Source organism: Longimycelium tulufanense (genome assembly GCF_014645795.1).
In the GTDB taxonomy this organism is placed as follows: Bacteria; Actinomycetota; Actinomycetes; order Mycobacteriales; family Pseudonocardiaceae; genus Longimycelium; species Longimycelium tulufanense.
This window is the reverse complement of sequence record NZ_BMMK01000001.1, coordinates 454,057-473,180: the sequence shown is the minus strand read 5'-3', so window position 1 is coordinate 473,180 and position 19,124 is coordinate 454,057. Positions and strand designations below refer to the sequence as shown.

The following is a 19,124-nucleotide window of genomic DNA, read 5'->3' as shown; positions in this document are numbered from 1 at the left end:
AGTGGACCCGTGGTGTGCTCCTCAGCGGTCGGAGCCACCCCAGCTTTCCGGAGGTTCGGCGAAGCCCTTGCCGAGATCACGGACCAACGTCATGGCCCGGCGGGACCACTCCGGGGTCGCGCCGGCCAAGCCGCAACTCGGCGTGGGCACGGCCCGTTCGGCCAGCAGGGAGCGGGGAAAGCCCAGCCGGTCGACCAGTTCGAGGACGGGCTTCGCCGCCTCGCGCAGGGTGGGTGGCTGTTCGGGGTCGACGCCCGGAACCAGGCCGAGGAACAGGATCGCGCCGCCGTCCCAGACCTCACCGACCTCGTCCCACTGCTGGTTGCCGCGAAGCAGGGAAACATCGAAGGCGAGCGCGTCCGCTCCGGCGCGCCGGAGCAGCCGCAGTGGTGGCTGCGCGGCGCAGCAGTGCACGATCACCGGCTGGTCCGACGCCGAGCGCGCCACCTCGACGATCCGGCGGAGCACGTCGACGGCGTCGGATTCGCCGACAGCAGGCACCGTGCCGTAGCCGGAGGCGGTGGGCAGGGATCCGGCGAGCACGGCGGGCAGGGTCGGTTCGTCGAGTTGCACGAGGACCGGGACGCCGGTTCGGCGGGCGACCTCGGTGACGTGCGTGGCGAGTCCTTCGGCCAGCGACTCGGAGAAGTCGCGGACGGCGCCGGGGTCGGTGAGGACGCGGTGGCCGCGCGGAACCTCCACGCCGGCGGCGAGGGTCCACGGCCCGGCCACCTGCACCTTGACCGCGGCCGGTTGGCTACCCGTGGTTTGCAGCGCCTCCTCGAACGCGTCGAGGTCGTCGCGCAGGAGATCGACCGCGCGGCGGTGGTCGGCGCCGGGCCGGGCGGTGACCCGGTAGCTCGAGGGGACCACCTCGACGGCGAGGTCAACCAGCAGGCCGGCGGTCCGGCCGAGCAGGTCGGCGCCCACACCGCGGGCGGGCAGCTCGGGCAGGTGCGGGAGCCGGGGCAGCTCGCCGACCACGACACGGGCCGCCTCAAGCGGGTCGACGCCGGGCAGTGAGCCGATGCCGGTGGCGGCGTCGGCGGGCCAGGATGCGTTACTCACGCCCCATGACTATCACCGGTGGCCGGACGGATCGGGACGGCCCCGGCCGAGGCGGGACACCCAGCACCGCGAACCGCGTCACCGCCCACCGCTTGCGAGCCACTCCGCCCCGGCAGCTTCCCGCACCGAACGCACGGAAGAGGTCTAGACCCATTGACCAAGTGGTCTAGGCCACATACGGTCGTGGCCACGTCGCCGCGCTTCCCGCGCCGCTCGCCCCGACGGGGGCGAGCGCGGGTCCGGGGTGTGGCGGCCGGCGCCGCGCTCCGGACCCGCCCCGGAGCGAAAGGCGGCCCGATGACTCGTCTACAACGAAGTCGGCACCAACGCGCCCGGATACCCCACGGGACCTGGGCTCTGCGCAGTGGATGCGCGGCATGTCCGGTGGGCACGAGGTTCCACGTTCCCGGCTACGGCCACTGCTTCGCCGCCGACATCGGCGAATGGATCCAGGGCGACATCGTCAACGGGTGGCTTCCCAGGAACCAGGCCGGTGACTGGAACGTCCAGATCCGCTCGGTCACCGTGCAGTGACAACTCTCCGCATTCCCCTGCCCATCGAAACTGTGGAGAACCCCATGAAGTCGAGCACAACCACATGGGCCGCCATCAACACGTTCGCCGCCGTCGCCGTGGCGGCAGCCCTGTTCCCCTTCAGTGCGCTGCTGACTTCCGCACCCGCGGGCGCGGAATCAGCGACCTCCGGCACGGCCGGTTCCGTAGCGAGCGACCACTTCTCGTGGAAGCATGAGCAGGATCCGGCGGCCAGGGCAAGCACCCCGCGGGTCGCGCCCTATATCGACATCACCATGGACGAGCCCACGCTCCCGGAGGTCGCTCGGGCAACCGGGCAGAAGCACTTCACGCTCGCGTTCGTCCTGGGCAGCAGCGCCGGATGCGACCCGAAGTGGGGCGGAACCATCGAGCTGACCGAGCCACGCATCATCGGCCAGATCCGGCAACTTCGGGCGATGGGCGGTGACGTCGTCATCGCCACCGGCGGTGCCCTCGGCCCCTACCTGGAGAACGTCTGCGGCAGCTCGGCGGCCCTGGCGGAGGCGTACCGGAAGATTCTCGACGCGACCGGCTCGAACCACCTCGATGTCGACGTCGAGGCCGCCATTCCCGCCAACCTGGTGAACCAGGCACTCGCCACCGTCCAACGGGAACGGGGTACCTCCGTCAGTTACACGCTGCGGGTGCAGGGGCAGGACTTCGGGGTCGACCCCTTCTCGGTCCAGATCCTGCAGAGTGCCGCACGACACAACGTCGATGTCCTGGTGAACCCGATGTTGATGAACTTCGGCTACACCGGTGACTGGGGCGAGGCCATGGTGTCGGCCGCCAAGGCCACGCTACGGCAGATGAAGAACGATGTTTGGCCGGACAAGTCCGACACCGAGCTCCGGAGAATACTCGGGATCACACCGATGATCGGCCGGAATGACAGCGGTATGACCACGACACAGGCACACGCGCGGAAGCTGGTGTCCTTCGCCCGCTCCCACGACATCGGCTTCATCGGCTTCTGGTCGGTGGGCCGGGACAACGGCCGGTGTCCGGGCGGCGGGGTTTCCCCCACCTGCAGCGGGATCGCGCAGTCCGAGTACGAGTTCACCAACATCTTCAAGGCATTCGCGAACTGATCAGAGAAAGCGGGAGGCGGGAACAGCGGGGCTTTCCAGACAAGGGAAGGGTCCAACACCCCCGCTGAGGTGTCGGACCGGTGGGAAAACCGCTGGCCACCATCCCCTACCACCGATCAATTTGCCGAAATTTGCCGCTTCTGCCGGAAAGGCCCGTGTCGCGGCACGGTGCGCACGGCTACCGGACCGTTTCTCACCCCCACGGGGGTGGCTACACCGGGCGGTTGAACCAGGCTCGATGGGGAGTCGTGGCCGGGGTGACCGGGCAGAACGGCCCGGTCGAGAGCGTCGTTGCCCCCGGTGCTCCCACCGGCGGGGAAACCGAGCCTCGAGGAGTTCCCTTGCGTAGACGTTTGGCCAGGTCACGACCGTTCCCCCGGTCATGGACGGGGTCGCGAGCTCGGCGGCTGGGCGCGCTGGCGCTCGTCACCGCCGTTGCGTCCCTGCTACTGCCCAGCACGGCCGACGCCATCAGCGGCGGCGAGGACGCGCCCGAAGGGAAGTACCCGTTCGTCGTGGCGTTGACCATGAAGGGTGTCCCGCGCGCGGACGGCACGAAGTACGACAGCGCCTGTTCCGGCGCGTTGATCCGGCCGCAGTGGATCGCCACGGCCGGCCACTGCTTCCACGACGAGCACCGGGTCCGGGTCGCCGGGAAGCCGCGCTACGACCGCACCATCGCCACCTTCGGCCGGGCCACCCTGGACGGGCCGGGCGGGTTCGACCTGGACGTCGTCTGGGTCGAACAGTCCCCGGTGAACGACTTCGCCATCGCCAAGCTCGCCGAACCGGTGTCGGAGATCCGGGTCCCACCGCTGCTGATTCCCCCGTTGGACGTGCCGGTCGGTCTCGAGGTGGACATGGCCGGCTGGGGTGCCACCAAGGCCGCGGTGACCGGGCCGCAGGACCGCAGCAACCGGCTGCAGCACGGGAGGTGGAAGATCGTCGCGGCCGAGGGCGAGGACCTGCTGGCCCGGGCGGCGGGACCGGAGGCCACCACCAGCGCGTGCCCGTACGACTCCGGTGCGCCCTACTTCACCAGCTGGGGCCGGCACCTCGCGTTGGTGGGGGTGGAGAGTGACGGCCCGCCGTGCCCGCACATGGGGCTGGAGCGAGTGGCGCGGGCGGACCACCTGCGGGACTGGATCCGCGAGCACGCCACCTGGTGACCGACGGCATCACCGGAGAGCGCCCGCCGGCCCTCGCCGCCGGCGGGCGCTCTCTTACATACGTGTTGTATACATTTAGCCGCCATCTTTTAGCGCGATCCGAACACGGTTAATTGACGGTAACCCACCGGCAACATTGGCATTGTTTCGCCGCCGACCGAATGAGACGGAAACCCCACAACCGTCGAATTCCGACAGCGGCCCCGCCCGCCACTCGAACGGGTGATGAGCGGCGGAGACGCTGATCGACAATATCGCTGGGTAACGACCATGGCCGACGACGGTCAGCGCTGAGTAATATTTTTCCCACATCCTGGAGACCAGGTCTTTTTACCCCTTGACAGAGCGCTCATGTCCTCGGAAACATGCGTCGTGCCCGGTCGGGCAAACCAACCCCATACCGCGCATGGCATTCCGCAACGCCGCGGGGCGCCCACCAAGGGCGACGTGCGCTCGTGTCCGTCGTAAGTCGCTGCCCGAAGAATCATGGACGGGTGGGCAGGGCGGCGGGAAAGCGGGTGACCAACATGAGGAAACTGCCGTGGCACGGCACCACCGGCGGTGTAGGGAACTGTCCACGCGCCCACGTGTGAGGGCAGGTCTTTCAAGAACACGGCGTCGTGTCCGGCAGCGCCACGTGCGCTAGCTCCCCTGCACCCGCCCCACAAGGAACCGAACCGGACGTTCCACGTCCGGTTTGATCTTCTCTCCCCGGTACGGACGGGGCACGCCCCGACCGTGCAACCCCCCTTAATTATTCAATGGCCGAGGAAACACCTTGACCTGACGGGATTGATCATGCGACCTGGGCAAAGCCTTCGGAACGATATCCTCGACACTCCCATCACCCCGCTCATCGGAGTCTTTGACATGTTCTCGGCTTCGGTGGCGGCCCAGCACTTCAACGGGTTCTTCGTCTCCGGATTCGGGTTCGCGGCCTCCTACTACGGGCTGCCGGACATCGGGTTCATCGCCTGGCCGGACATCGTCAACTTCGTCCAGCGGCTCCGGTTGGCGTTCCCCAAGCAGCACCTGCTGGTCGACATCGACGACGGGTACGTGGACCCCGAGGTTGCCTGCCACGTGATCGAGAACCTGGAGGCGATCGGCGCCTCCGGCGTGATCCTGGAGGACCAGAAGCGGCCGCGGAAGTGCGGCCACGTCGACGGCAAGCAGATCCTCCCCCTGGAGGAGTACCTGGAGAAGCTGGAGATGGTCCTGGAGACGCGGCGCGACCTGGTGGTCGTGGCGCGCACCGACGCCACCGAGGAGGAGGAGATCCTTCGCCGGGCCAAGGCGTTGGCCTCCACCCAGGCCGACGTGGTCCTGATCGACGGTGTCCGCAGCGTCGACTGGATCAAGAAGGCACGCGACGTGATCGGTGACAAGCCCCTGCTGTTCAACCAGATCGCGGGTGGCAAGTCGCCGCGGCTGTCGCTTCCGGAGCTGGAGGCGCTCGGCGTCAACGTGGCGATCTACAGCACTCCGTGCCTGTTCGCGGCGCAGTCCGCGATCGACACCGCGTTGCTGGAGCTCAAGCGCGCCGACGGCCGGCTGCCGGAGATGCGCGACGGCGCCATCGGCGTGAAGGAGTCGCTGGAACTGCTGGAGAAGAACATCTCCCGGCACCACCCCAAGGACGAGCTGGTCGGGGTCTGACACCGTGGGAGGCCCTCCGGGCGATGCCCCGAGTCGGTCCGGGGGCCTCCCACCCACGGTGAGTAAGGAGAGAGAGCCGGTGAACCGGATCCTCAACGGAGTCCGCCAGTTCGTCGACCTTTACATCGTCGCCATCCTCGCCACGGTGGTCCTCGCCTCGTTACTCCCGGCCAGGGGTGACGGAGCGGTCTTCTTCGACTACGCGACCGACGTCGCCATCGCGCTGCTGTTCTTCCTCTACGGCGCCCGCCTGTCCACCGAGGCCGTCGTGGAGGGCGTCCGCCACTGGCGGCTGCACCTCGTGGTCTTCCTGAGCACGTTCGCGTTGTTCCCGTTGCTGGGACTGGCTTCCCAGCTGCTGGTGCCCGGGATCCTCACGAAGCAGCTCGCCCTCGGCGTGATGTTCACCTGTGCACTGCCCTCGACCGTGCAGTCGTCGATCGCGTTCACCTCGATCGCGCGGGGCAACGTTGCCGCCGCGATCGTCAGCGCCTCGTTCTCGAACCTGATCGGTATCTTCATCACCCCGGTGCTCGTCGCGCTCATGCTGACCACCGACGGGGGCGGGTTCTCCCCCAGCGCGGTGTTGGACATCGTGGTCCAGCTGCTGCTGCCGTTCCTGGCAGGACAGTTCGCGCGGCGCTGGATCGGTGGTTGGCTGGCCCACAACCGCAAGGTGCTGGGCCTGGTGGACCGCGGGTCCATCCTGTTGGTGGTGTACGCCGCGTTCAGCGAGGGCGTGGTGAACGGCATCTGGCACCAGCTGTCCGCGACCGACATGGTCGGGCTGCTGGCGGTCAACGTCGTCCTGCTGGCCATCGTGCTGGTCACGACCTCGTGGGGCTCGCGCAAGCTGGGCTTCTCCCGGGAAGACCGGATAGCCATCGTCTTCTGTGGCTCGAAGAAGAGCCTGGCGAGCGGCGTGCCCATGGCGTCGGTGCTCTTCCCGGCCCAGACGGTCGGGTTGATCGTGCTGCCGCTGATGTTGTTCCACCAGATCCAGCTCATGACGTGCGCCGTGCTGGCACGTCGCTACGCCGCGTCGGCCCCTGCACCGGATGCGGCGCCGGCCGCGTCCGGACAACCGGCACAAGCCGCGGCCTGAGCGGTACGCAATGGTTCCTCCCCGCCCGTGCCCGGGCGGGGAGGAACTATTTTCCGTTGGGAAGGGACAATCCTGCGACGCCTCCGGGCCGACCGGGGCAAGTGGCTCCGGTAGGGTCACGGCGGAGCCCCCGCGAAACGCCGGCCGCGTGTCTCCACGGCACCAACGCCATCGCCTGTGTCACAGGCCCCTAATGACCAACGAACTTCGCGGTTCTCTTCTCCAGGAAGGCCCGCATCCCCTCCGCCTGGTCACGGGTGTTGAACAGGGCGTGGAAGGTGCGTCGCTCGAAGAGGATGCCCTCCCGCAGCCCCACCTCGAGGGCCCGGTCCACGGCCTCCCTGGCCACCATGACCGCGTGCTTGCCGTAGGAGGCGATGACCGCGGCCGCGGCCTTCGCCTCCGCCAGGAGGTTCTCGTCCGGAACCACGCGCGCGACCAGGCCGCAGCGTTCCGCCTCCACCGCGTCCATGAGCCGGCCGGTGAGGATCAGGTCCATCGCCTTGGCCTTGCCGACCAGCTTGGTCAGCCGCTGTGTCCCTCCCATCCCGGGGATCACCCCCAGCTTGATCTCGGGTTGGCCGAATCTGGCCGTCTCCCCGGCGACGATGAGGTCGCACATCATCGCCAGCTCGCAGCCGCCGCCGAGCGCATGGCCGGAGACCGCCGCGATCCTCGGGGTACGTAGCGCGGCGAACGCATCCCAGCCCGCGAAGAAGTCCTCCTGGAACATCTCGACGGCGGACTTCGGCTCCATCTCCCCGATATCGGCGCCGGCCGCGAACGCCCGGTCGGATCCGGTGATGACGAAACAGCCGACCTCCGGATCCCGGTCGAGCGGTTGCAGGGCCGCGACCAGCTCGGTCATCAGCTCGGTGTCGAGTGCGTTCAGTACCTCGGGACGGTGCAGTTGGACGGTGACGACGCGACCTTCCCGCGTGATCTTCAGGCCCACCGTGTTCTCCTCCGCGTGTTGTTCTCCGGACGGGTCAGGAGTCCCAGATGGCCCCGTACGCCGGGATGCCACGACGCTCGAGGCCATGCACCACCTGCCAGGTGAGCTTCTTGTTCGAGATGCAGATGACGGCCTCGGCCTCGAAGGACCAGTAGGCGGCATGGGCCAGGTGGACCATGTCCGGCTTACCGTGCGTCGAGGTGTCCCAGATGATGGCGCCCGGCTCGGCCTTCAGGATCTCGTCGACGAGTGCGTCGCCGTAGGTCGCCCGGGGGCTGCGGGTCGACCAGACCAGCCGGGCCGGCACCTCCGCGGCGAGCAGGTGCGGCAGGCACGGCCCGATACCGCTGCCGGTGGCCACGTAGACCACCCTCCTGAACAGCGTCTCGATGTTGGCGACGCCCGCAGTGGGGACGCCCTTGACCCACACGTGGGTGGGTGCGTCGTCAATGAACGATCCGGTCCAGTCCCCGGCCCGGGAGATGGTCAGCCGGTATCCGGACTTGCCGGGTGCGGGCACGTTGGCGAACGAATGCCATTCGAGCAACGGGCTACGACTGATCGCCGTGGATGAGCCGGCGAACGGTGTCACGCCGTAGTCGAAGCGCGCCAGGGCAACGTGGGATGACGGGCGCTCGATGTCGACAGCGACCTTGCGCAACCGTAGCCAGGGCAGGGCGACACTCACGGTCAGCACCGCGAGAACCCAGATGCCTGGCGACGTCAGCAAGGCGGCGATCGAGGAGGCGCGGCCTTGCTGATCGGTGACGAACAGTGCCGTCTGCAACCAGAAGAGCAGCAGTGCCGCCCAACCACCGAAACGGTGCATCCGCTCGAAGTTGTCGTGCCACACCGCCCGAATCGGCGGTAGTGCCATCACCACGATGGCGACCAGCAGCCCCACCAGCAGGTAGGAAACCGTGATCGTTCCCGCACCCACGCCGCCGAGGTCCTTCACCGCGTGGTAGGTCATCGCGGCAACGAAAGCGAGGAACCACAACGTGCCGGACAGGGCTCCGCCGACATGCAGTCCGCCGAAGTGGTAGACCTTGGCCAGGGTCCACCGGACCCTGAGCGGCCATCTGGTCGGGGCCCGGGTTGCGAGCCAGAACAACAGGTTGATCACGTGCTGCTGGCGGATCAGGATGGCCAGTGCGAAGTTGCCCAGGGCCGCATTGGCCAGCGACGTCAGTGCGATGCCGTCGCGGGCCCACCATCCGCCGGCGCCCAGGCTGAACCAGAGCAACGCCAGGTTCGCAGTCAGCACACCGACGATCAGCCGGTTGTGGTGCATCAGAAGCGGGTGCTTGAAAACCCTCCGCCACAGCGGGGTCGGTGGCGGCAGGTCGATCTCGGCCCGGGCGTGCCGCGCCCGACTGACCTTCGCCAACGGCCAGGGAGTCGGAGCCATCCTCACGACGCGACCCCCTCCGGGAACGTGCTGCCGGGCCGAGGGCTGGCCAGGTCCTTCGTGGTATGCAGCTCGCGGGCCAACTCCAGGAGCAGGGACTTGTCGATCTTCCCCCGGCTGGTCCTGGGAAGTGCGGGCAGCGGGTGGACCGCCGCGGGTGTGCAGTAGTAGGGCAACGCCGACTCGACGGCCCGCCTCGCCCGCACCGGGTCGACGTGGCCGGGAGCGACGAAGGAGACGAGCGTCCGGCTGTCCAGCTTGAGCGTCGCGGCCCGCGTACACCCCGGAACGGTCTCCAGGACGGCCGAAACCGAGTCCAGTTCGACGCGGAAGCCCCGGATCTTGACCTGGTCGTCGGTCCGGCCCAGGTGCTCCAGCTCGCCCTCGGGCGTCCAGCGGCCGAGATCCCGGGTCCGGAACATCAGCCGTCCCCCGCCGAGGAAGGGATCCGGCGCATACCGCTCGGCATTGAGCTCCGGGTTCTTCAGGTATCCCGCCGAGACGCAGTCGCCGCCCGCCCACATCTCACCAACCGCACCGACCTCGCACGGGCACAGGTTCTCGTCGAGCACGTAGACGCTGTTGTTCGGGGTGGGGCGTCCGATGGTCAGCCGTTCGGCCGTGGGGTCGTGGCGCTGCATCGTGTTCACGATCGTCGTCTCGGTCGGGCCACACGCGTTGTAGAACGTGCAGAAGCTCGCCCATCGGTCGGCCAACGTCCGGGGGCACGGTTCCCCGGCGACGGCCGCGACCTTGATCCGCTCGCACCGCGCCGGGTCGATGGTGCTGAGGATGGTTGGGGTCGCGATCACCACGTCCACCCGTTCCACGGCGGCGGCAATGTCCACACCGCGAATGACGAGTGTCGCGCCATGGCTCAGGCAACCAAGAATCTCCCAGGCGGCCATGTCGAACGCGATGTTGAGAATCTGTCCGACCCGCCGTCCGGGTCGCATGTCGAGGTTGCCAGGTTTGGTGAGCAGGATGTTGCACACGTTTCCGTGTGTGACCACGACACCGTTCGGCCGCCCTGTCGTGCCGGAGGTGAACAGCACATAGCACGCGTCCGAGCCGCGGAGAGGGCGTTCGGGCCGGAAGTCGACGTCGTGGGACTCCTCGAGTGGCTCGGCCATCACGGTATCGATCTCGATACACGTGGAGTTGTTGTGCGGGGCCGGGATCTTTTCGCGCAGCCCGGAAAGGGTCAGGATCACCGTGGTCGATGCCGTGTCGATCACGTGACGGAGCTGGCTCCGCGGGGCCACACCGACGTCCTGGGGCACGTAGGCGGCACCCACCTTCAACGCCGCGAGCAGGCCGACCAGCATGGGGATGGACCGCCGAGCGAACAACGCCACGTCGTCACCGGGTCGGACGCCGTGGCTGGCCAGCCGGGTGGCGAGCCGGTTCGCCTGCCGGTTCAGCTCGCCGTAGGTGATCGTCTCACCGAGGTGTTCGGCGGCGATGGAGTCCGGCCGCGCGAACGCCTGTTGTTCGAACGCGTGGTGGATGCAGGAATGCGGCAACGGCTGGAAGGTGCCCCAGCTGAACCGCGGCAGGCCGTGGCAACGAAGATTGAGCGCGTCGATCATTGGTGCTGTCCGCTCGGGCGGGTGGTGGTACACGGTGTTTTCCCTTCGGCAGGCAGGGATACTCAACAGGGACCGGATCCCGCGGAGTTCTCCGCGTTGATCGCAATCGGGGGAACCTGTTCGGGCTAACACGACGACGGCAAATCGACCGGTACGACGGCGGTTGTTCCGCTTCGGTCGGTACATCCCGATGATGTCCCAGCGTCCCGGGGAATTGGCCGCGACGGGCCTTACGAAACTGTGACGCACCGCCGGGGGTGTCACGGAATGTGAGCCCTTGGTCCGCGGAACGTTGACGATCCACTGTGGATGTTTGATGCCTGTGAAGTGCAGGTCGTACTGGTCCGGCGGTCCCGTGTCCTTGCCGATGTGGTCGGTTGGCCCACTGCTGTGGGTCCGCCCCCGATCAGGGAGTTGCTGGCGGAACAACGCCAGCCACGTGGTGGTGAAGCGCGGAACGCCCGGACACTGGGTGGCGGCTTCCGTACCGCCGCTCCATCAACTCCTCAGCCGGCTGCCGCGTTCCGAAGTAGCCGCACAACTTCCGCGACCAACTCGGGCGGGCGGCGACGGTGCACCACGTAGATCTCCCGTGCCGGATGCACACCAGCCAGCTCCCGAGCCACCACGCCCGCCGGTAGCCCACTCCACAGGACACTGTCGGGCACCAGTGCCACACCCACACCGGCGGCCAGAAGTGACAGGGTCACAACGTAATCGTGAGTTTCGTAGGCAAAATGGAGGCGCACGCCGGCCTGGTCGGCCAGACCGTCGAGGAACACCCGGTTCGGCACGCCGCGCTGCCCACAGATCCATTCCTCCCCGGTCAGGTCGGCCAGCGTCACCCGCCGCGTCTGGGCAAGCGGGTGCGCGGCGGGGAGGACCAAACGGAGTGGGTCGGTCAGCAGCCTGCTGCGCCGGAGCCCGCGCGCTCCGGGCAGGAACACGCCCGGGTAACGATGGGTGATCAACAGATCCAGCTCGCGGGCGGCGACGAGGCCGTAGCCGGCCGGGGGCTCGAGGTCGAGCAGGGACAGCTCGACGGTCGGGTGGGTGCGCCGCAACGTGGCCAGCACGCCGGGGACGAAAATCCGGCCAGCCGAGGCGAAGGTTCCGATGGACAGCCGCTGCGGGTGTGCTCCCAGCGCCGCACGCACCGCGTCCTCCGCGTCGCGCAGCTCGCCGAGGACGCGTTCCCCGTGCTCCACCAGGACGCGGCCGGCGCGCGTGAGGCGCACGCCGTCCGCGCGGCGTTCCAGCAGTTGGCCGCCGACCTCGCGCTCCAACTTGGCCAGCTGCTGGGAGAGCGCCGAGGGGGTGAAGGACATCCGCTGGGCGGCGGCCGCGATCGAGCCCGCGTGCGCCACCTCGACCAACACCCGCAGGCGTCCGGAGTCCATTAGCTTTCCTAATTGCTGACCAGCAAGTCTGGCTACAGCCTACGTCCCGGTTCGGGCCAGGCTGGGCAGGTGAGCAGCAGCGTCGTCATCCCGTCGACGCCGGACGTGGACCGGGCCGCCGCGCGGATCGCCCCCCACGTCCGGCGCACCCCGCTCCTGCGGGCGGAGATCGACGGCCGCCCCGTCGTGGTGAAGCTGGAACACCTCCAGCGCACCGGCTCGTTCAAGCTGCGCGGCGCGACCAACGCCCTGCTGTCCGGCGAGCCCCCACTCGACGTGGTGACCGCGTCCGGCGGTAACCACGGGCTGGCCGTCGCCACCGCGGCACACGTGCTCGGGATTCCCGCCACGGTGTTCGTGCCGAGCTCGGCACCGGAGGGGAAGGTCCGGCGCATCGCGGCCATCGGCGCGAAGGTGGTTCGGGGTGGCGAGACGTACGCGGAGGCCGCGTCCGCCGCCCGCGCGGCCGCGGCGGACCTGGGCGCCCGCTACGTGCACGCCTACGACGATCCGGCCGTCGTGGCCGGGCAGGGCACGGCCGCCCTGGAGATCCTCGCCGACGCGCCGGACGTCGATGCGGTGGCGGTCGCGGTGGGCGGTGGCGGGCTGGCCGCCGGAACCGCGCTGGCGCTGGACGGAACCAGGCCGCTGTTCGCCGTGGAGCCGGAGAACTGCTGTGCCCTGCACGCGGCACTGGCCGCTGGTGGACCGGTTGACGCCCCGGTGGACTCGGTCGCCGCCTCGGCGCTGGGTGCGACCCGGGTCGGCAGGGTGCCGTTCGCGGTCCTGGGCAAAGCCGATGTGCGGTCGGTTCTGGTGCCTGATCGGGAGATCCTGACCGCCCGGGACCGGCTGTGGGAAGAGCTGCGTGTTGCTGTCGAGCCGGCGGCGGCAGCGCCGTTCGCCGCCTGGCTGAATGGTCAGCTGGATGCGGAGTCGCCGTGTCTGGTGCTGTGCGGCGCCAACACCGACTGGGAGCCCGCCTGATCGCAGGCTGTCGGAAGTAGACCAGCGGTGCTTCCCGCCCGCGCCAACCAGGGGATGGGTGCGGGCGGGAGCCAGTACCGGGCCAGCGGTACCGGTTGTTGACCCGAAACCCCTCCGGCTACGGGACAAGGGGTAACCGAAACGCCAAGACCTGCCAGGCAGCCGGGAGCGCCGCACCGCTTCTCTCCGCCGTCCGCGGAGAAAGCTGGTCAGGACGTCGCAGTGATGGTTGCGCTGCCGAGCACCACGTCACCGTCCGGGTCCGGGCAGTAGAGCGCCACGGCCTGGCCGGGCGCAACACCGCGCAGCGGCTCCCGGAGCTGGACGACCAGTCGCTCCTCGTCCGGCAGCCACTCGGCCACCGCCGGTGCGGTTCCCCCGTGCGCACGCACCTGGGCGACGCACTCGACCGGCCCGTCCAGGGCCTTGCCCGAGGGCCAGGTCGCGCGGGAACCGATGATCTGAGTCACCGCCAGCCGGTCGGCCGAGCCGACCCGGACCGTGCCGGACACCGGCTCCAGCGCCAGCACGTAACGGGGCCGGCCGTCCGCGGCCGGCCGGTCCACGCCCAGCCCCTTGCGTTGGCCGACGGTGAAACCGTGCACGCCGTCGTGCTCCCCGAGCACCTCGTCGGTCGCGTCGTCCACCAGCTTGCCCGGCCGTGGACCGAGCCGGTTCGCCAGGAACCGGCGGGTGTCCCCGTCCGGAATGAAACAGATGTCGTGGCTGTCCGCCTTCTCCGCCACCTGCAGCCCGCGCCGCGCGGCTTCCGCCCGCACCTGCGCCTTCGTGGAGTCCCCCAGCGGGAACATGGCGTGCCGCAGCTGCTCCGGCGCCAGCGACGCGAGCACGTAGGACTGGTCCTTGCCGTCGTCGGCGCTACGCGCCAGCCGGGGCCGCCCATCGACGACGGACAGCCGCGCGTAGTGCCCGGTGCAGACGGCGTCGAAGCCCAACGCGACCGCCTTGTCCAGCAGGGCCGCGAACTTGATCTTCTCGTTGCAGCGCAGGCACGGGTTGGGCGTGCGGCCCGCCGCGTACTCCGCGACGAAGTCCGCCACCACGTCCTCGGTGAAGCGCTCGGCGAAATCCCAGACGTAGAACGGGATTTCGAGCACGTCGGCGGCGCGCCGCGCGTCCCGGGCGTCCTCGATCGTGCAGCAGCCCCGCGCGCCCGTGCGCAACGTCCCGGGCTTGGCCGACAGGGCCAGGTGGACGCCGACCACCTCGTGCCCGGCCTCGACCGCCCGCGCGGCCGCCACCGCCGAGTCCACCCCACCGCTCATCGCCGCCAGCACGCGCACGGCGCTCACGCCCTCTCCGAAGATGCCACCGCCGACCGGCGCAGCCCGGCCAGCCCCGCGCTACGGGCCCGCTCCACCACCGGGCCGATCACGGCGGCCAACGCCTGTACGTCGGCACGGGTGGAGGTGTGCCCGAGCGAGAACCGCAGCGAGCCGCGGGCGGTCGCCGGGTCCACCCCCATGGCCAGCAACACGTGGCTCGGCCGCGCGACACCCGCGGTGCACGCCGATCCGGTCGAGCACTCGACTCCCTTGGCGTCCAACAACATCAGCAGGCTGTCCCCCTCGCAACCGGGAAAGGTGAAGTGCGCGATACCCGGGAGCCGTCCGGCGGGATCCGTCGCGCCGTTGAGCACGGCGTCGGGCACCGCCGACAACACCGCCTGGACCAGCTCCGCCCGCAGGTCGGCCATACGCGCGGCGTGCTCGGGCCGGGTCTCCACCACCTCGCGCACGGCCGCGGCCAGCCCCACGATGCCGGGCACGTCCAGCGTTCCGGATCGCACCTCCCGTTCCTGGCCACCGCCGTGCAGCAACGGCACGCAGGGGACGTCCCGGCCGAGCAGCAGCACGCCGGCCCCGTAGGGCCCGCCCAGCTTGTGCCCGGTCAACGTCATCGCGTCCGCGCCGCTGGCGGCGAAGTCCACGGGCAACGAGCCGACCGCCTGCACGGCGTCGGTGTGGAACGGAATGCCGTGCTCGTGGGCGAGGCTGGTCAGCTCGGCGATCGGGTTGGCCGTGCCGATCTCGTTGTTGGCCCACATGACGGTGACCAGGGCCACCGAGTCCGGGTCGCGCTCGATCGCCGCGCGCAACACCTCCGGCCGCACCCGCCCGTACCGGTCGACCTCCAGCCAGGTGACCTCGGCACCCTCCCGGTCGGCCAGCCACTGCACCGCGTCGAGCACGGCGTGGTGCTCGACCGCCGAGGCCAGCACCCGCCGGCGCCCCGGGTCGGCGTCGCGGCGTCCCCAGAAGATGCCCTTGACCGCGAGGTTGTCGCTCTCCGTGCCGCCGCCGGTGAACACCACCTCCGAGGGGCGGGCACCCAGCGCCGTGGCGATGTCCTCGCGCGCCTCCTCGACGACCCGGCGCGCCCGCCGCCCCGAGGTGTGCAGTGACGAGGCGTTGCCCGGGCTGGTCAACGCCGCGCTCGTCGCCGCCACCGCCGCCGGCAGCATCGGCGTGGTGGCCGCGTGGTCGAGGTAGGTCATCGCTCGACCAGGGTAGTCCTGTCCCTCGGTGCCGAGGAACGCGCCGGGCGGCCGTCGGCCACCGGCGTGAGGAGGGTCATCGCCGGCCGATGAGCACCGCCCCGAGCACCGCCACCCCGGCCATCAGCAGGTCCAGCGGGACCACCGCGGCGGTGGGGTGGGTGGTGCTGGCCAGCGCGGCGATGAGCACCCCGCCGACGCCGACCAGGAACGTGCCGCTGAGCATGTCGCAGACCTGCAGTGCGGCCGAGTTGAACCCCCGCTCGGCGGGCGGGGACAGCGCGAGCGTCCGCACGCTGACGGCCGGCATGGCCAGCCCCATGCCGGCTCCGGCCAGCCCCCACAGCGGCAATGCCGCCCAGGCCCAGCCCCAGTCCGGGGCGATGAGGACGGTGCCGGCCAACGCCACCGAGAGCACCAGGAAGCCGCGGCGGATCAGGGCGGGCGGGTCCATGGCGTGCCGGCCCCGCCAGTTGGCCGCCAGCGACCAGCCCAGCGCCCCGAAGGTGAGCGGGGCGCCGGCCAGCGCCGGCGAGAAGCCGTGCACGGAGGTGAGCGTCAGCGGGACGTACGCCTCGACGGCGACGAACGTGCCGGCCAGCAGGCCCCGGGCCAGGATCGTGACCGGCAGCCCGGGCCGGGCGGTGAGCGTGCCGGCGGGGAGCAGCCGGCGCAGCGCGGGCGCGAGCAACACCAGGCTCGCCACGGCCAGCAGCAGCGAGGTGGTCGACGGGTGCTGGGCCGCCCAGGTGATCGCGGAGATGCCGAGGGCGGCGCCCAGGGCGGCTACCGGCAGCCCGGGGCGCGACGGGCTCGGGTCGGCGGCTGGCCGCAGCCCGATACGCCGCAGCGCCGGTACCAGCAGCACCATCCCGGCCATCACCAGCGGGGCCAGCCCGAGGAACGCGGCACGCCAGCTGAGGTGCTGGGTGAGCAGGCCGGCGGCGGTCGGGCCGAGCAACGCGGGCAGCACCCACGCCGCGGCCAGCGCCCCGAAGGCGGCCGAGCGGTCCTCCTCCGGGTAGATGACGGCGATCATGACGTAGAGCGCCACGATCATCACGCCGCCGCCGAGTCCCTGCAGCAGCCGACCGAGCAACAGCACCTGCATGGTCCCGGCGGTGCCGGCCACCACCAAGCCGGCCAGGAACAGCGCCGGACCGCCGGCCAGCGGGGGCACCGGGCCCCAGCGGTCGCAGGACCGTCCGGAAAGGACGGTGCCCACCACGCTGGCCGCCAGGAACACGGTGAACGGCCACGAGTACCACGCCTCGCCGCGCAGCTCGGTCACCAGCGTCGGCAGGACCGTGCCCAGGCTCAGGGCCTCGAACGCGATGAGGGTGATGAGCAGGACGAGCGCGACGGTGACGGCACGGCGGTCGGGTGCCCAGAGCGCGCTGGCGCGCGCGGTAGCGGTGCTCACGCCCGACACTCTGCAACCTCGACCCGCCTGCAGGTCCAATGGTTAACGGAGTGGCGAGCCGAAAGCCCCCGGCCGGTGGGCGCCCATTCCGCGGATGCTCCTGGTGCCGGGGAGGAACGCGCGAACGCGCCGGCGAAACCCGGAGCCGAGCGGTCGGATTCCGCATCCGCTAGGCGGCGACCGGCGACTGCTCCGGTCGGTCGCCCCGGTCGCTGCCCCGCCAGGTGGCGGTGGCAACGGCCGTTTCGGCCAGTGCCGCCAGGTCCCGCCGGTTCGCCCCGGATCGGGCCGAAAGCTCCGGCAACACCTCGATCTCCAGGGTGAGACCGCGCATCCGGGAGACCCGCCGCACCGAGTCCCACAGCGTGGAGTCACCGACGAAGGCCGGCGCGGCGCTGAACCGACCGGCGACGAGGTAGCGCAGTGCCACCGGCCGCACCACGGCATCGGCGTCCCGCGCCGCCTGGAACGGCGCGGAGCGATAACGGCCGGACTCGACGCCGCACCACGTGGTCCCCTCGGGAAACACGCCCACCACACCACCGTCCCGCATCACCGTGGCCAGTTCGGTCACGGTCACGGGCAATGTGGAGAGTCGCTCCCGGTCGACGAACACCGTGCCGGCAACGGCCGCGAACCACCCGACCAACGGCCACTTCCGGACGTCGGTCTTGGCCAGCATCCGCACCGGTTGCACCGCGCCCAGGGCGACGATGTCCAGCCAGGAACAGTGGTTGGTCACCACCAGCGCCCCCTGGCCGGACACGGCGAACCGGCGGTCACCCCGCAGGACGAGACGGACGCCGAATGCCTTGAGTAACGACCGGAACCACAGCTTGCTGACCCGGCCGCCCAGCCGGTTGCCGAGCAACGGGTACACCACGGCGGTCGGGACGGCCACGAGCATCAACGCCGCCACGACCGTCAACCGGAATGCCCGGCGCGGGACACCAACGCGGGCCTCCCCCGCGTCGGGTGCCAGGCAGTGGTCACCACAGGGCGACACCGGCATCCAGGGATGGGTGGCGCAACGTCGCACCACCACGTCGCCATGGCTCACGCCGTCTCCCCGAGGAAAAACCGGAGATAACGCTTGTCCACCCGCTCCAGGGAAAGCAGCACGAACAGGTCGGCGACGCCGAAGTCGGGGTCGTGCGCCGGCCGGCCGCACACCCACGCCCCCAGCCGCAGGTATCCCTTCAGCAGCGGGGGGAGAACCCTGCGGTCCGGCCTCGGCACACCGTCCACGCTCCACTCCCGCAGCGGGTGCACCCGGTACTCCTCGGGCGCGTAGTGCTTGCGGCGCACCAGGTCCCAGACTCCGGCGGCCAGCGAGCCGCCGTCGTGCAACGGCACCGAGGCGCAGCCGGCCAGATAGCTGTGGCCGGACAGCAGCATGTACCGCGCTATCCCGGCCCACACCAGACTGACCACGGCACCGGTGCGGTGGTCCGGATGGACGCAGGAGCGTCCCGTCTCGACCAGCGACGCCCGCAGCGACGCGAGCGCCCTCAGGTCGAACTCGTTCTCCGAGTACAGCCGGCCCGCCTCGGTGGCGCGGCCCGGCGGCAACATCCGGTAGGTTCCGACGATCTGCCCGCTGTTGTCCTCCCGGACCACCAGGTGGTCGCAGAACTCGTCGAACGCGTCCTCGTCCACACCCGGCCGGCGGGTGTGCAACGTGGCCCCAATCTCCTCGGCGAAGACCTGGTACCGCAGGCGTTGTGCCGCCTCGACCTCTGCGGTCTCCCTGGCGACCAGTAACGAGTACCGGGCCGCGCCCTCCGGCGCCTCCGCACCGGGTGGCACGGAGCTTACGAGCAGTTGCGACTGCGTCATGGACTCGGTGTACCGGTTCGAGCGGTACGGGCGAAAGCCCTTTCCGTGACGCCTCGGTGGAAACTCGGTGAAGCCCTGGGCACAACATCGGGGAAAGCCCGTCCGGGTCCGTAAGTGAAGTCCCTCGATCGGGTCATCCCGGCAGTTTCCTTTCCGTTCCCTGTCGTTTCGTTTCCGTCCGACTGCTCGTTCTGCCAACGACGCCGGCGGGCGCCCCGGAACCGTTCACCGGGCGCGCGGAGGGGATCGCAGGCCACGGGCCGTTCACTCGCCGTGTACCGAACCGTCAGGCCAGCCCCGCCGCATCTGCCCACAGCGGAACGGCTGCCGGCGAGCCGGAAGCCGGAAGCCG

The 19,124-nt window shown here is 70.1% G+C and carries 16 protein-coding genes; 6 read left to right on the top strand and 10 right to left on the bottom strand.

Translation table 11 applies throughout. From position 1 onward, the window contains the following. Nucleotides 1–21: 21 nt before the first annotated feature. Nucleotides 22–1,068 carry a methionine synthase gene (locus IEY55_RS02025; protein ID WP_189053187.1) on the bottom strand — a complete coding sequence of 349 codons (1,047 nt, stop codon included), beginning with the start codon at nucleotides 1,066–1,068 and terminating at the stop codon, nucleotides 22–24. A gap of 384 nt (nucleotides 1,069–1,452) precedes the next feature. Between IEY55_RS02025 and IEY55_RS02020 the strand changes: the two genes are divergently transcribed. The 5 genes from IEY55_RS02020 (at nucleotide 1,453) to IEY55_RS02000 (ending at nucleotide 6,647) form a co-directional block, all read left to right on the top strand. Further along, the gene (locus IEY55_RS02020; protein ID WP_189053185.1) at nucleotides 1,453–1,602 is read left to right on the top strand and encodes a hypothetical protein; all 150 of its coding nucleotides are present in this window, start codon (nucleotides 1,453–1,455) and stop codon (nucleotides 1,600–1,602) included. Nucleotides 1,603–1,646: 44 nt separating this feature from the next. Then, nucleotides 1,647–2,714 carry a chitinase gene (locus tag IEY55_RS02015; protein WP_189053183.1) on the top strand — a complete coding sequence of 356 codons (1,068 nt, stop codon included), beginning with the start codon at nucleotides 1,647–1,649 and terminating at the stop codon, nucleotides 2,712–2,714. A 341-nt stretch (nucleotides 2,715–3,055) separates the two neighbouring features. Then, complete coding sequence (locus IEY55_RS02010; RefSeq protein ID WP_229685860.1) at nucleotides 3,056–3,883, top strand: S1 family peptidase; 828 nt, start codon at nucleotides 3,056–3,058, stop codon at nucleotides 3,881–3,883. A gap of 798 nt (nucleotides 3,884–4,681) precedes the next feature. Next, nucleotides 4,682–5,542, top strand: coding sequence for an isocitrate lyase/PEP mutase family protein (locus IEY55_RS02005; RefSeq protein ID WP_189053181.1), 861 nt, complete (start codon nucleotides 4,682–4,684; stop codon nucleotides 5,540–5,542). Between the two features lie 79 nt (nucleotides 5,543–5,621). Continuing rightward, nucleotides 5,622–6,647 (top strand): bile acid:sodium symporter family protein, encoded by a 1,026-nt coding sequence (locus IEY55_RS02000; RefSeq protein ID WP_229685856.1) that lies wholly within the window; start codon nucleotides 5,622–5,624, stop codon nucleotides 6,645–6,647. A gap of 190 nt (nucleotides 6,648–6,837) precedes the next feature. Here IEY55_RS02000 and IEY55_RS01995 read toward each other — a convergent pair whose 3' ends face one another. From IEY55_RS01995 to IEY55_RS01980, 4 genes are all read right to left on the bottom strand, one after another. Further along, complete coding sequence (locus IEY55_RS01995) at nucleotides 6,838–7,602, bottom strand: enoyl-CoA hydratase-related protein (protein ID WP_229685854.1); 765 nt, start codon at nucleotides 7,600–7,602, stop codon at nucleotides 6,838–6,840. A 34-nt stretch (nucleotides 7,603–7,636) separates the two neighbouring features. Beyond that, on the bottom strand, nucleotides 7,637–9,013 hold the full coding sequence (locus IEY55_RS01990; protein WP_189053175.1) for an FNR domain-containing protein: 1,377 nt from the start codon (nucleotides 9,011–9,013) through the stop codon (nucleotides 7,637–7,639). 2 nt (nucleotides 9,014–9,015) lie between these two features. After that, nucleotides 9,016–10,638 (bottom strand): amino acid adenylation domain-containing protein, encoded by a 1,623-nt coding sequence (locus tag IEY55_RS01985; RefSeq protein WP_229685853.1) that lies wholly within the window; start codon nucleotides 10,636–10,638, stop codon nucleotides 9,016–9,018. Nucleotides 10,639–11,111: 473 nt separating this feature from the next. Continuing rightward, the gene (locus IEY55_RS01980) at nucleotides 11,112–12,005 is read right to left on the bottom strand and encodes a LysR family transcriptional regulator (RefSeq protein ID WP_189053173.1); all 894 of its coding nucleotides are present in this window, start codon (nucleotides 12,003–12,005) and stop codon (nucleotides 11,112–11,114) included. A gap of 69 nt (nucleotides 12,006–12,074) precedes the next feature. On the opposite strand from IEY55_RS01980, the gene IEY55_RS01975 reads away from it, so the two are divergent. Then, nucleotides 12,075–12,992 carry a serine/threonine dehydratase gene (locus IEY55_RS01975; RefSeq protein WP_189053171.1) on the top strand — a complete coding sequence of 306 codons (918 nt, stop codon included), beginning with the start codon at nucleotides 12,075–12,077 and terminating at the stop codon, nucleotides 12,990–12,992. Nucleotides 12,993–13,201: 209 nt separating this feature from the next. Here the strand turns inward: IEY55_RS01975 and mnmA are convergent, their stop codons facing one another. The 5 genes from mnmA to IEY55_RS01950 form a co-directional block, all read right to left on the bottom strand. Beyond that, the gene (gene mnmA / locus IEY55_RS01970; protein ID WP_189053356.1) at nucleotides 13,202–14,296 is read right to left on the bottom strand and encodes a tRNA 2-thiouridine(34) synthase MnmA; all 1,095 of its coding nucleotides are present in this window, start codon (nucleotides 14,294–14,296) and stop codon (nucleotides 13,202–13,204) included. A 5-nt stretch (nucleotides 14,297–14,301) separates the two neighbouring features. Continuing rightward, nucleotides 14,302–15,510 carry a cysteine desulfurase family protein gene (locus tag IEY55_RS01965; protein ID WP_189053169.1) on the bottom strand — a complete coding sequence of 403 codons (1,209 nt, stop codon included), beginning with the start codon at nucleotides 15,508–15,510 and terminating at the stop codon, nucleotides 14,302–14,304. A 76-nt stretch (nucleotides 15,511–15,586) separates the two neighbouring features. Next, nucleotides 15,587–16,933, bottom strand: a complete 1,347-nt coding sequence (locus IEY55_RS01960; protein WP_189053168.1) for an MFS transporter — start codon at nucleotides 16,931–16,933, stop codon at nucleotides 15,587–15,589. Nucleotides 16,934–17,102: 169 nt separating this feature from the next. Continuing rightward, nucleotides 17,103–17,993 carry a lysophospholipid acyltransferase family protein gene (locus tag IEY55_RS01955; protein WP_229685851.1) on the bottom strand — a complete coding sequence of 297 codons (891 nt, stop codon included), beginning with the start codon at nucleotides 17,991–17,993 and terminating at the stop codon, nucleotides 17,103–17,105. After that, nucleotides 17,990–18,772, bottom strand: a complete 783-nt coding sequence (locus IEY55_RS01950; RefSeq protein ID WP_189053166.1) for a GNAT family N-acetyltransferase — start codon at nucleotides 18,770–18,772, stop codon at nucleotides 17,990–17,992. The genes IEY55_RS01955 and IEY55_RS01950 overlap by 4 nt, the downstream gene beginning before the upstream one ends. Nucleotides 18,773–19,124 lie beyond the last annotated feature (352 nt).